At 71.2% G+C, this 12,995-nt stretch carries 5 protein-coding genes; 2 read left to right on the top strand and 3 right to left on the bottom strand.

The annotated features are described in order from the left end of the window. Positions 1–51: 51 nt before the first annotated feature. Positions 52–2,304 carry an MMPL family transporter gene (locus AB0O19_RS23370; RefSeq protein WP_363621996.1) on the bottom strand — a complete coding sequence of 751 codons (2,253 nt, stop codon included), beginning with the start codon at positions 2,302–2,304 and terminating at the stop codon, positions 52–54. A gap of 119 nt (positions 2,305–2,423) precedes the next feature. Next, positions 2,424–3,068 (bottom strand): hypothetical protein, encoded by a 645-nt coding sequence (locus AB0O19_RS23365; RefSeq protein WP_363581161.1) that lies wholly within the window; start codon positions 3,066–3,068, stop codon positions 2,424–2,426. 361 nt (positions 3,069–3,429) lie between these two features. Here AB0O19_RS23365 and AB0O19_RS23360 point away from each other — a divergent pair, with 361 nt between their 5' ends. Both AB0O19_RS23360 and AB0O19_RS23355 read left to right on the top strand, forming a co-directional pair. Continuing rightward, a complete protein-coding gene (locus AB0O19_RS23360) occupies positions 3,430–5,532 on the top strand; it encodes a polyprenyl synthetase family protein (RefSeq protein ID WP_363621994.1) in 2,103 nt (700 codons plus the stop codon). A gap of 171 nt (positions 5,533–5,703) precedes the next feature. Next, positions 5,704–6,921 (top strand): cytochrome P450, encoded by a 1,218-nt coding sequence (locus AB0O19_RS23355; RefSeq protein ID WP_363621992.1) that lies wholly within the window; start codon positions 5,704–5,706, stop codon positions 6,919–6,921. 11 nt (positions 6,922–6,932) lie between these two features. On the opposite strand, the gene AB0O19_RS23350 is transcribed toward AB0O19_RS23355, so the two are convergent. Then, positions 6,933–12,971: an SDR family NAD(P)-dependent oxidoreductase gene (locus AB0O19_RS23350; RefSeq protein ID WP_363621990.1), complete on the bottom strand. Its 6,039-nt coding sequence runs from the start codon at positions 12,969–12,971 to the stop codon at positions 6,933–6,935. Between the last annotated feature and the right edge of the window lie 24 nt (positions 12,972–12,995).

Genomic DNA, 12,995 nt, shown 5'->3' with positions numbered 1-12,995 from the left:
CGGTGGCCAGCGCCGCGGCCCGGATCCCCGCGCTTGGAAGGTAGGACAAGCTCAGGGCTCGGTGATGGTCAGGGCGGGGGGCTGCGGTTGATGTCGGTCGGGGCGCTGCCCCTGCGTCCGACGGGGGCGCCACCAGTTCCACCGCCCCAGCAGGGTCATGGCTGCCGGTACCAGAAGGCAGCGGACGATGGTGGCGTCCACCAGGACACTCACCACCAGTACGACACCGATGAGTTGCATCACCGCGACCGACGATGCGGCGAGTGGCACGAGGGCGGTGATGAGTACGGCGGCGGAGGTGGTGACGAGGCGGCCCGTGTGCTGGACGCCTTCGACGATGGCGCGGCGGTTGTCACCGTGGCGCAGGTATGCGTCGCGGATGCGTGCCACCACGAAGATCTCGTAGTCCATGCTGACGCCGAAGGCGATGCAGAAGATCAGCGGTGGCAGGAGCGGGTTGGTGGTGCCGGGGGGAGCCGAGCCGAACAGTGCCGCGTAGTGGCCCTCTTGGAAGAGGAACACCATCGCGCCGAAGGACGCGGTCAGACTGCACAGGTTCACCACCAGCGCTTTGAGCGCGATGACGGCGCTGCGGGTGAACAGCACCATGAGCACGGCGCTGATGGCACCCACCGCGAGTGCGGCCCGCAGGGTCAGGGTGGCCATCGCGGAGCGGGTGTCCGCCAGCGCGGCGCAGTCGCCAGCCACCATCACCGGACCCGGAGGGGAGTGCCAGGTGCGCAGCGAGCGCACCAGTTCCGCGGCCTGGTCGGAGTCCACGGGGAGTTCGGTGGTGATGGCGAACCAGGTGCCGGTGCCGGTACTGCGCACGGTGGCGCCAGCGGGGGCGGAGGCGTAGCGCAAGCCGTGGACGAAGAGCCCCTCCGGGCCTACGACGGTCAGGACGCCGGCGGTGCGGGATGCCTCGGCGGCGTAATGGGCCGCCTGTGCGGAGTGTGCCGGCACCTCGGGCAGCAGGACCAGTGGTGTGGCCGTTCCGACGTTGGGGAAGTTCTGACGCAGGTGGTCGGCGGCGGTGCGCTGCGGGGCGCCCGGGGGCAGCCACCGGTCGTCGATGTAGCCCCAGTGGACACGGGCGAACGGCGCGGCCAGTAGCAGCAGGACGCCCGCGCAGGCGAGCAGGACGGCTGCCGGCCGGCGAACCACCCGGCCGGCCTGACGGCCCCACCAGCGGGCCACGGCATCGTCGGTGTTACGGTGCCGTGCCCACCGCAGGCTCCCCCGGTCCAGGACCAGTCCCAGCCTGGAGAGCAGGCGTGGCAGGACGAGGACGGCGCTCAGCCCGGCGAGGACCGTCACGCAGGCGGCGGCCACGCCCAGCGAGCGCAGCATCGGCATGGGGAAGAGGATCAGAACGCTCAGGCACAGGGCCACGGTGCCGGCCGACATGATGACGGTGCGGCCGGCGATGCGGGTGGTGGTAAGGACTGCGGCCTGGGGGTCCTGGCTCAGGGCGAGTTCCTCCCGGAAGCGGTTGACCATGATCATGCAGTAGTCGACCGAGAGGCCCAGGCCGAGCGCCACGACGAGGTTGGGGGCGAAAGCCGAGACTGGGCTGACCTGTTGCAGGAGCAGGAGGACGCCCTGGGCTCCGGCGATCGCCAGGGCGGCGATGACCAGGGGCAGGGCGGCGGCTGTCAGGGAGCCGAAGGCCCAGAGCAGCACACCGGCGACCAGGGGGAAGCCGAGCATTTCGGTGACGGGAAGTTCGGCTCTGCTGCGTTCCTCCAGGGCACGGTTGTTCAGCGCCCAGCCGGTCGCGGTGACGGCGAGTCTGTCCTCCTGACGGCCGCCGAACTCGTGGGCGAGTTGCACGGCGCGGTCGCTGACGTGCTTGTCATCGCCGCTGATCCGTACCGCGACGAGTGCCTCGCGTCGGCTGCCGGCCAGAAGCCTGGGGTCGTTGAGGGTCCACCAGGACTGGGCATAGACGACGTCGGCGCCGGCGGCAACACGTTCGGTGAGTCGGCGGCCCGCGGCCGCGGTCTGGGGGTCTGCCACGTCGTCAGGGGTGCTGACGATCAGTTCCAGGTTGGGGCTGCCCGCGCCGTACTGGTCCTGTAGGAGTCTCTCGGCCTGTGCGGAGGGGCTTCGGGTGTCGAGGTATCCGCCCCCGGTGGCTTCGGCGCCCGCGAGCACGGTGAGGAGGCCGCAGGCGCCGAATACGAGGAGTGCGGCGGGCAGGGCGCGGATCAGGCTTCGACGGCCGTGGCCGTCGAGCCGAGCGCCGGCCGGTCCGGTGCGGGGTCCGGGAAAGGTCGCGTGGATCCGACCGTCGGCCATGGTGTCATCGATTCTCGGGTAGTGGCCGGCGTTCGTGACCGCCGGTGGGCGCAGACGGCGCGGGTGCGGGGCCTGGCCGGTCGAGGTGTCCGGCCAGGCCCCGCGCGGCGCCTTCGTGCTCAGAGCAAGGCGTGGGCCTCGCCGCCGATCACGCCGGTCATGGCGGTGACCGGTGAGGCATTGGTGCAGGCTCCGGTGAGGGACTGCACCGTCTGCGAGAGGGAGACCGAGTCGCCCACGTCCCTGCCGGCGGTGACCTGGGTCCCGTCGGAGTCGTCGGTGATCTGGGTGCCCATCGGTTTGGTGGAGTCGATGGCGACTGTGTCGTGCACGTCCACCGTGCTGGTCGTCCCGTCGCTCCAGGTGACTTTGTTGGTGCGGGTCAGCGGGAACGTGCCGCTGCAACCCAGGACGCTGGTGCCGGTTCCGACGGTGAAGGACACGGGGTGGGCGGTTCCGGCGGACCCGTCGGGCGAGGCGCAGTTCTGGAAGGTGCCCGCGCCGGTGACCGTCTGGGTGGTGGGGGTAGGGGTGATGCCCGGCGAGAAATGGAGGGTGTAAGTCGCCTTGCAGGTCTCGTCCTCCGCTCCGATCAGCACCCGGTGCGCAGGCGTATGCGACTGGGCCCGGGCCTGCCAGGCAGCGCCGACCCCGACCGTCAGCAGGAGGGCGACGGACCCGATCCTGAGCAGGCGTGAGCGCTGGCCGCCGACGGGGGGCTCGGCTTTCGGGCCCTCCGGGGCCGGCCGCTTCTCGAAAACCATGGCTCTTCCTTCCGAGGCTCGGCAGGCCCGCTGGCCCACCGCTCTCAGAGAGTATCCATTCCATTACTTTCTGTTTCGATTCGGCGCTCGGGCGGGTCGACCCAAGTCCTGTGGGTGGTCGTCGCGGTGGCTGTCACCCGGGGGAGGTCGGCCATCGGGGTGATGTCTGCGGGCCCGCTTGCCGAACCTGTCCCCGGGAAGCCCAGGGCGACCTAGGGTGCGGCGTGGCAGAACCTTGATACGTGTGCGGAGTCGAGCTGACATGGGCAGGCTTGTGGAGGTTCCCGTTACCACGACCGCCACCGGCGGGAACGGGCGGGCGGACGCGGAGCCGGCGCCACGGTGGGCGGACCGGTGGCGCGTGCGTGCCCTGGTATGGACACCGCAGGGGGACCAGTACGCCTTCGAGGTCACGTTCGTCCGCAGCGGCGAACCGCAGGTGCCCGGACCCGCCCGCACCACGCTTTCGTGCGGCACGACCGACATCACCGGCCGCGCCTTCGCCCGCAGTTCGTGGCTGGACGGCCCTGCCCTGCGGGCCTGCCGGACGGCGCTCGCTCACGACACCTCGGTGGACCGGCGGGTGCGGGCCGCGTTCGACGACGCACTGGCGACGGGTGTGCCGACCCTGCCGGACCGGCTGTTCAGCCATCCGGTCACCACGGCACCGGACGGGAAGCTCGACTTCGGCCCCGTCGGCGCGTTCGAATCCCCGGCGGAGGGATCCTGGCGTCTCCGGCTCGCGGACGAAGCACAAGGGCTCGACGTGCTTCTGGAGTTCCTCCCCTGTTTCGACGGGCAGGGGTGGCGCGGTTCGGGCGTGGTCGCGACGTTCACCGGGCGCGACGGTAGCCCGACCACTGCCACCGGCACCGCCTGGTACGAGGAGCCCAGTGATGGATCCCTCGGGCCAGGGGCGGCTGCTGACACGGCGGGGAACGAGCTGTCCCTCTACCTGGACAACGGCTGGCACCTGGACCTGGACAGCTGCTCGGTCGCGGACGGGCCGGGGCCCCATCAGCGGTTCCTGCGCGCGACCGCGCCGGACGGGCGGCTCGGTGTACACACCTGCACGGTCAGCACGGAGGAGACCTGGACATCGTTGGCGACCCTCAACGTCTACCCCGTCCGGTGGCGGTTGAGGGCTCCGGATCTGGCGCTGGACCTGACGGTGCAGGCGCGTGTACCCGAGCAGGAGTCGCGGTCGCTGCTCACGGGTGTGGGCTGGCGCGGTCATGCGGCAGTGCACGGCTCACTGGGTCACTGGCCGGTCGGCGGGGACGCCTTCGCGGTGACCGAGCCGGACGGCGGCCTGGTCAACCTGGAGCGTCACATGAGCAGCATCGGCCGGGTGGTCCGGGAGGAGATCCGGGCCCTGTACCCCGATGCCTGCGACCGCGCGTCCGTGCACTCCATGGCGGGCCTGCGCGGCGGCGAATCCCTGGACGACAGCTGTCGACGGGATCTGGCGGCGGCCCTCTCGGCGCCGGTGCGTCACCTCTCCGACGTCGGAGGGAAGACCTGGCGGCCGTACAGCGCCGCCGCCGTCCTGGAGATGTTCGGCACCGGCGCCGACCGCTACCGGCCGTTGCTCGCCGCCATCGAGCTGTTGCACATCGGCTCCCTGATCATCGACGACGTCCAGGACAGCTCGCCACTGCGACGGGGGCGGCCCGCAGCCCACACGGTGTACGGCCAGGCTCTCGCGATCAACGCCGGTACCGCCGCCTACTTCGCCTTCGACCGGGTGCTGCGCGACACTGTTGCGGACGACCCCGAGCTGCGTCTGCGGATCTACGAGGTCTATCTGCGGGGGCTTCGAGCCGGCCACGCCGGGCAGGCGCTGGACATCGCCGGGCATACCGCGGCGATGGACCACGCGGTCGACTCCGGTGACCCGACCCTCCTGCTCGAACGCCTGCGCACCACTCATCGCCTCAAGTCCGGCATCCCCGCCCGAGGCACGTGCGAGATCGCGGCCCTGCTGGCCGGAGCCGACCGGGACCAGATCCGCGCCACCGGCGACTACTTCGAAGCGGTGGGGCTCGCCTACCAGATCAGCGACGACGTGGCCGACCTGTACGGCGTCACCACGGCAGCCGACCGGGCCCACGGCCGCGCAGCCAAACGAGCCTGCGACGACCTCCATCAGGGGAAGGTCACCATGCCGCTTGCCCACGCCGTGGGCCTGATGCCGCCGAGCGCCCTGCGCGCGCTGTGGGCGGGAGTCCGTGGCGGCGCCACAGACTCCCGGTCGATCGAAGCGGCCAGCCGCGCCCTGCGGGACTGCGGGGCGGTAGCGGCCTGCGAGAACGAAGCCGAACAGCTGGTCGAACTGGCCTGGAACGCGAACGCACGGCACTGGCCGCACACCCAGCACAAGGTCATGCTGCGCGCGGTCGGCTGGTATGCCGCCCGACGCGAGCCCGACCGCGCGGTGCCGTTCCAGGGGCGAGTGATCTGAGTGATGAGTCCGCTTCGCTGTCCTGTGTCCAGTCCGACGCCGGACACAGCCCTCCGGCCCGTACCCGGCCGCCACGGGCGCGCGGGTTCATGGCGGGGCATCCCGGGGAACTCCGGCTTCCCGTTCCTCGGGCAGTCCCTCGCCTTCAGAAGCGACCCGGTCGGCTGGGGGATGAAGCGTTACCGGCGCTATGGGCCGGTGTCCCGTGCCACCATCGTCGGCAACCGGGCCGTCTTCCTGGCCGGTCCCGAAGCCGTGGCGCCGGTACTGGCCAACCACGACCGGGTGTTCGCCAGCGGCCCTGGCTGGAACCCGGTGGTCGGCTCGCTGCTCCCGGACGCACTGTCCTCGATGGACGCGGCTGAACACCTGTACTGGCGGCGGATCATTCAGAGCGCCTTCAGCCGCGACAGCGTGCGCGGCCACGTGGAGAACTCGGCCGCATTCACCAGAGCTCAGACCGACACCTGGCAGACCGGCAACGGGTTCCGACTGCAGTCCGCCCTGGAACGGCTCATGGTGGGCCTCTCGCTCCAGGAGTTCACCAGCACGTGCGAGATCGGGAGGCTGGAAGAACTCAACGAAGGGTTCAAGGCCATCAGCAAGGCCGCTGTGTCACCCCTGCGCATCCCTCTGCCGGGGAGTCTGTGGGCCCGTGCCGCCAAACAGCGGGCGACACTGGAGACGTACTTCGGGGAGATGATCACGGCCAAGCAGGGCACCAGCGGCGATCTGCTCGCCCGCCTCGCCACGCTGCCCGAAGCCGCCCACGGCGGCCGGAGCCTCGCCAACTTCCTCGTCGCTTTCTTGATCGCCTCCTACGGCACGACGGCCAACACGCTTGCCTCCGCCTGCTACTTCCTGGCCAGGCACCCCGAGTGGCAGGACCGGGTCCGCGCCGAGTGCCTGTCGGTCGGGACCCCGGAACTCGGCCTCGCGCCGACGGACCGGCTCAAGGACCTCGACCGGGTGCTCAAGGAGACACTCCGTCTGCTGCCACCGGTCTTCATCATCCCGCGGGCAGCGACGCGGGACACCGAGATCCTCGGGCACCGCATTCCAGCCGGCACGTTCGTGGCGGCGCAGATCATGCTCACCCAGCGGCTGCCCGAGATCTGGCCGGACCCCGACCGTTTCGCCCCTGACCGTTTCGATCCGGCAGGCCGCACCACCGGTCGGCAACGCGACCTTCTGATGCCTTACGGCAACGGCGTGCACAAGTGCATCGGCCTTCACCTCGCCGAGGGGCAGATGAGGACCATCATGTATCACCTGTTGACGACGTTCCGTTGGAGCATCCGGGAAGACCGCGAACGGGCCTTCGACTTCTCCGTCCTGCACTGCTTCGCGGACGGGCTCCCGGTACGACTGGATCGGCTTCCCGGATAGCAGGCGGGTCATCAGGTGTTGGTGACCGCGCCGTTGGGAGCTGCGGCGGGCGGCTGCTGCGGGAAGGGCAGGGCTGCGAGTACGGGCGCGTTGGTACTCGGCTGTGCCTCTCGGGGCACCGGCGCGGTCACAGCGGTGAAGTCGGCGGCCGAACCGTCCGGGGCGGGGCCAGGACCCAGCCGCAGCTGCACGAGCTGGGCGATGTCCGCGATCGTCGCGTTGCCACGCAGGAGTTCCATGGGCGGGATGTCCACGCCGTAGCGCTGCTGGAGCGAGATCAGTAGCTCGGCCGCCATCAGCGAGTCCAGGCCGTACGCGTCGAGCCGACGATGGGGGTCGAACTGTTCGGGGTCCATCTGAAGTACTGCGCCCAGTAGCTCGGTCAGGTTCTTGGTCAGGAAGACCAGCGGCTGCTCGCCGGCCAGTCCGCGGATGAGCTCCGTACGGCTGACGCCGTCCTGATCGTCGCAGGCGGGGGCCAGCCCCGTCATTCGCGGGCTGGTCGCCAGCTTCAGGATCGCGCCGGCCTTGGCCCAGTTGTAGCGGCCCACGCCCGCGACGACGGCGCGGGCGTCGAGAAGTCGTTCTGCGGCGGTGAACGCCTCGGTCGGGCGGACCTGTTCGATGCCGAGACTGCTGAGGGCCTCGGTCAGGTTGTTGCGGGTGACGTAGCCGGTCTCGCTGATGGCTCCCCAGGCGATCGCGAGCCCGCTGCGTCCTTCCTGTCGTCGTCGGCGGACCAGGGCTTCGAGGTAGAGGTTGGCCGCGGCGTACGTGCTCTGCCTGAGGTTGCCGACCATGGCGCTGCCGGAGGAGTAGAGCAGGAACAGGTCGCAGTCGCGGTCCCGGGTCAGTGCGTCCAGGACGGCGGCCCCGCCGATCTTGGGCTTCAGTACGGCGGCGATGCGCTGCTCGTCGAGGTCCACGAGCGCGTCGTCGTCCAGGTGCATCGCGCAGTGGACCACGCCGCGCAGCGGGTGACCGTCGGCATCGATCGCGGCCACCACGGCCCGCATGGTCTCCGGGTCAGTCGTGTCGGCGGCGAAGGCGGTTGCGGTGACCCCGCGATCGGCAAGGGCGGACAGGATGGCGCCGGCCTCCGGGCTGTCCGTACCCCGGCGTCCGACCAGGGCCAGGTGCCGGGCGCCGAGGCCGGCCAGCCAGCCGGCGGTGGCTGCACCGAAGCCGCCCAGCCCACCGGAAACCAGGTAGGTGGCCTGGGGGTCGAGCGTGGGCGTGCGCGTGATCCGCTCGACCGCCGGGGGTTCGTCCAGGGGGCTGAAGGTGACGACGACCTTGCCGATGTGCCGGGAGTGCTGGATGAGCCGGAAGGCGTCGGCGACCCGGGCGGCGGGGAATGCGGCGTGTGGTAGCGGGTGGCACCGCCCCTCGCGCAGCAGCCGGCCGACCTCGGCGACGACCAGGTCGATCTCCCGGGGAACATCGAGGATCGCGTTGAGGTCCACCCCGAAGAAGGCGATGTTGTTGCCGAAGGGGCGCAGCAGCAGCGGTTTGTTCTCGTGGATGTCGCGTTTGCCCAGTTCGAGGAACCGGCCGCCCGGGCGCAGCAGTTCCAGGCTGCGGGTGATCGCCTCGCCCGCGAGTGAGTTGAGAACGATGTCCACGCCCCGGTGCGCGGTGATCTGGAGGACCTGGTCGGTGAAGTCGAGGCTGCGCGAGTCCAGCACGTGGTCGATGCCCAGCGCGCGGAGATAGGCGCGTTTGAGGTCGCTGCCGGCGGTGGCGATCACCGTGGCGCCGTGTGCCCTGGCGTACTGGACGGCCGCCAGCCCGACTCCGCCGGCGGCCCCGTGCACCAGGACCGTTTCGCCCGGTTGGATCCGGGCCAGGCGGAACAGGCTGTAGACGACGGTCGCGAGGGCCACGGGCGTGGTGGCGGCCTCGTCATAGCTGAGGCCCGCCGGGATGGGCCACAGGTGCGAAGCGCAGGCCACGGTGTGCGAGGACAGCGAGGCAGCCGCCATGCCGGCGACCCGGTCACCCGGCCGCAGGCCGGTCACTCCGGAGCCGCAGGCCGTCACGACGCCGGCGCATTCGAGGCCGAGACCGCTCTCGGACGGCGTTCCCTCGATGACCGCCGCCGGAAGCAGGCCGGTGACCTGCATCAGGTCGCGGTAGTTCAGCGTGGCGGCCCGCACCTCGATGACGACCTCGCCGGGCCCCGGTTGCGGGCGTCGGACCTCCTCCCAGGACAGGTTGTAGGAGAGGCCGGGGTTGCGCGACCTCAGCGCGAACGGGACCGCTTCCCGCGTCGGCCCGGCCACTGGTCGGTGCTGCTCGCGCGGGACGAACCGGCCGCCCGCGGTCAGCACGACCTCGTCCTCGGTGCCGGGACCGAGTAGTTCGCGGGCCAGCCGTCGCGCGTCGGAGACCGGGTCGGCGCCGGGCTCCAGGCAGATGCGGCGTCCGTCCAGGTCCGGGTGCTCGTTGGCCAGGCAGCGCGCCACGCCCCACGCGGCGGCGTGGACGGGATCCGTGATCCGCGCCAGGGCGGGCACGGCGCCGCTCGTGCGGGTCACCAGCCACAGCCGGGCACCGACCTCGCGCGGCAGACGTGCGCAGGCGGCCGTGACCACGCGCAGCAACTCCGTGTGCCTGGTTGCCTGGACGACCTGGTCCGCAGGGTCGTTCTGCGACGGGGGTTCGTTGTGCGGCGAGCCGCCGAGGAGGAGTGCGATGTCGACGGAGTCGATCACTGGAGTGCTGAGGCCGGTCTCGGGCGGGGCGGTCGCGGCGGACAGGGCCCGGTCCCAGGCGGATGGTTCGGCCTCGGCCCGGATGACGCGCACGGTTGCTGCGTCCGCAGCGGTCAGCGTGTCGGCCAGGGCGTGGACCAAGGGGTCCTGGCCCACGGTCTCGGACGCGATGACGAACACCGCTCCCGCCGGCGCGGTGGGCAGTGCGGGCGGTGCCGCCGACTCGGGCGTAGGGGCACCGGCGAGCAGGACGCTCCGGTGGTCGCGGGTGGGCTTGCGGTCATGGCCGGTCTGCACGATGTCGCGGTAGCCGCACCGCTCCAGCAGGGCGGGCCACTGCTCGCGCGACAGCAGCGGGAAGTCGGGCCGCAGCTCGGTGTCGGTACCGGTGTGAAAACTGTCCGGGGTACCGAGGGAAAGGGCGAGCATCTCCGGGTCGTGCGACTCGCCGATCAGCAGCTGGCCGCCCGGGGCGAGCAGGGTGGCCACCCTGTGCAGTGCCGCGGTCAGGTCTTTGGCCATGTACAGGGAGTCGACCGCCACCACCACGTCGAATCCCTGCTGCGGATAGCCCTGCCCGAGCGGGTCCGCATCCAGGTCCAGCACCCGGTAGTCGACGAAGTCGTAAGCAGCGAAGCGCTTCTGGGCACGCGGGAAGAGGAGCGGGGAGACATCGGTGAAGCAGTAGCGGGTCCGTTGCGCGGGCAGCAGCGGAAGCAGCGCCGCCGTGGTGCCCCCGGTACCGGCCCCGATCTCCAGGACCCGCAGCGGACGGTCGGCCGGCCAGTCGCGCAGCATCTCGCGCAGCAGTGCCTGGGTGAGGCGATTGTGGAAGCGGGAGACCGGGGCGGTGTCGTGGAGTTGCTCCAGGGCTTTGGCCACGGGCTCGGAGCCCAGCAGCTCCACGGGATCCGTGCGGCCGCGCAGCACTTGCTCGAGGTGGGCCCATCGGTGGGTTCCGAGCGCGGTCTCGGTGACGAACGCGGGTAGCTCGGTGGCGATCTGTCGGACCAGCTGATCGACGGGGAACTCAGCTGCCGTCAACCGCCACCGGCCGTCCGGTTCGCAAACCAGCACCCCGTGCCGGACGAACAGGGGGATCAGCAGGGAGACCAGACGACGGAAGCGCGGTTGCATTCCGGCTGCCACGAGATCGTCCAGTTCGAAGGGCGCGGACGGCTCGGGCAGTACGGCGGCCAGCGCGGTGCCGATGCTGCGCGCGCTGCATTCCTTGAACAGTGGGACGAACCTCTCATGCCCAAACCGCCGCCAGTCGGATCGCAGCTCGGCGATCCGGTCGGCCGCCGCCTGTTGCACGGTCCGCGGGGGTGGCAGGGGGGACGGTTCGCAGGGAAGGTCGCTGTGCGGGGCGGCGCGCAGCACCGTGTGGTAGACGGCGATGCCTGCGCGCGCGGTGACTGCCAGACGGCGCAGCCGACAGCCGTCGAGTTCGGCGGTGACGACGCCGTCCTGGTCGGTGAGCGTGATGTCCCAGCAGACCTCCTCGGTGGTCCGGGTGCGTTCGCGTACCCGGACGACACCGGTTTCGGGCAGAGTGCCCCAGAGACGCACCGCCCCGATCGAGACCGGAAGACATGCGTGCCCGTCGGTCACCAGCCCCGCCAGCAGCGGGGCGCCTGCCTGCAGCGCGCCGTCCAGCAGAGCGGGATGTGCGGTGTAGGGATCGCCCGGTGTGCTGTGGTGGTAGGTGGCGAGGACTTCGCCTTCACCCACGCGCAGTTCGCGCAGTACCTGGAAGCCGGGACCGTAGGCCAATCCCGCCGCCGCGCACGCCGTGTAGTGTTCGTCGGCCGACGTCAACCGTGGGCAGCGTTCCCGTACCGTGTTGAGATCAAGGGATTCGGGGCGGTCCCGCAGCAGGGTGCGAACCCTCGCGCGGGCGTGCGGGCGCGCTGCGTCGGCCGCGCGGCCGGGGCCGTGGTTGGTGCTCGTGATGCTCACCGTCCCGTCGTCCGGGGAGAGGCTCAGCTGCACGCGGACACTGGACGGGTCTGCCCAGGGGATCACCAAAGCGTGGCTGAGATCGAGATGCTCGACCTCCACCGGACCGGCGCAGACCGCCCGCCCGGCCGCCAGCGCCATCTCCACGAAGCCGGTGGCCGGCATCACCACCGATCCGGCCACTCTGTGGTCGCCCAGCCAGGGCAGCAGTACCGGTTCGATGGGGCCCTGCCACACCGGCAGCGGGGCAGGCAGTCGCTCGCCCAGCAGCGGATGGCGCAGCACACCGTCGCCGCTGCTGTTGATCCAGGACTCCCGGGTGCCCTCCCAGTGGCGTTCGCGCTGCCAGGGGTACGCGGGAAGGCCGGTGACCTGGCCCGGGCGGGGGAAGTACCGACCCCAGTCGATGTCTGCTCCGGCGGCGAGCAGCGCTGCGTGGGTGGTGGCGAGCTGCGTGGCTCCGTCCCCGTCACGGCGCAGTGTTCCCAGCACCGTGACGGCGGTTCGGGGGCGCGTGGCGGCGATACGCCGCAGGTAGGTCTGCAACACCGGGTGGGGGCCGATCTCCAGCAGGATGTCGCCCCCGTCGTCGAGTGCCTGCTCCACTGCCGCGCTGAACCTGACCGGCCGACGCACGTTTTGCCACCAGTACGCCGCGTCCAGGTCAGTACCCCCGGCCCTGGCGCCGGTGACGGTGGAGTGCAGTGCGACGGCGGCGGGGGAGGGCGCCAGCGCGGCCAGCGCGGCGCCCAGGGGCTCGGCCAGACTGTCCATGGAGCTGCTGTGGAAGGCGTAGTCCAGGTCGAGTTCACGGAAGAACACCGCCTGCCCGGTCAGCTGCCTTCCGAGGTCGGCCAGCGCCTGCGGGTCGCCTGCGATGGTGACGTCCTGCGGACTGTTGACACCCGCGATCTCCAGCCTGCCGCCGAACGAGGAGAGTCGCTCGGCCGCGCGCTCCGCCGACAGCCCGACCGCCGCCATCCTGCCGCCGCCACGGGTGGCGCCCTGCAACCGGCTGCGTTCGGCGATCACCAGCGCGGCCTGGGCCAGGGTGAGCGCCCCGGCGCAGTGCGCCGCGGCTACCTCACCGACGCTGTGCCCCAGCACCATCGCCGGCTCGATGCCTCGCCCGCGCAACACAGCCGCCAAGGCGACCTGGAGCGTGAAGAGCAGTGGTTGTGCGCGCTCGGTCAGGTCCAGGCACCACTGCTCGGGCGGCGCGGCCAATGCCTCGGCCGCCGACCAGCCCAGAAGGGGGGCCAGTGCTGCGTCCACCCGGTTCACCGTCTCGCGAAAGATCGAGTCGCCCGCCAGGAGGTCGGTACCCATCCCGGCCCACTGCGAACCGTTGCCGCAGAAGACGAACACCACCCGGCCACGCTCCACCGCCTTGGC

Origin of the sequence: Kitasatospora sp. NPDC091276 (assembly GCF_040684355.1) — a bacterium.
Taxonomy (GTDB): Bacteria; Actinomycetota; Actinomycetes; order Streptomycetales; family Streptomycetaceae; genus Kitasatospora.
This window is presented reverse-complemented; position numbering and strand designations above follow the sequence as displayed.

What these genes read in the sequence shown, in the direction of transcription:
- AB0O19_RS23370 (WP_363621996.1), bottom strand. Translation starts at nt 2,304, where the DNA reads ATGGCCGACGGTCGGATCCACGCGACCTTTCCCGGACCCCGCACCGGA.
- AB0O19_RS23365 (WP_363581161.1), bottom strand. Translation starts at nt 3,068, where the DNA reads ATGGTTTTCGAGAAGCGGCCGGCCCCGGAGGGCCCGAAAGCCGAGCCC.
- AB0O19_RS23355 (WP_363621992.1), top strand. Translation starts at nt 5,704, where the DNA reads ATGAAGCGTTACCGGCGCTATGGGCCGGTGTCCCGTGCCACCATCGTC.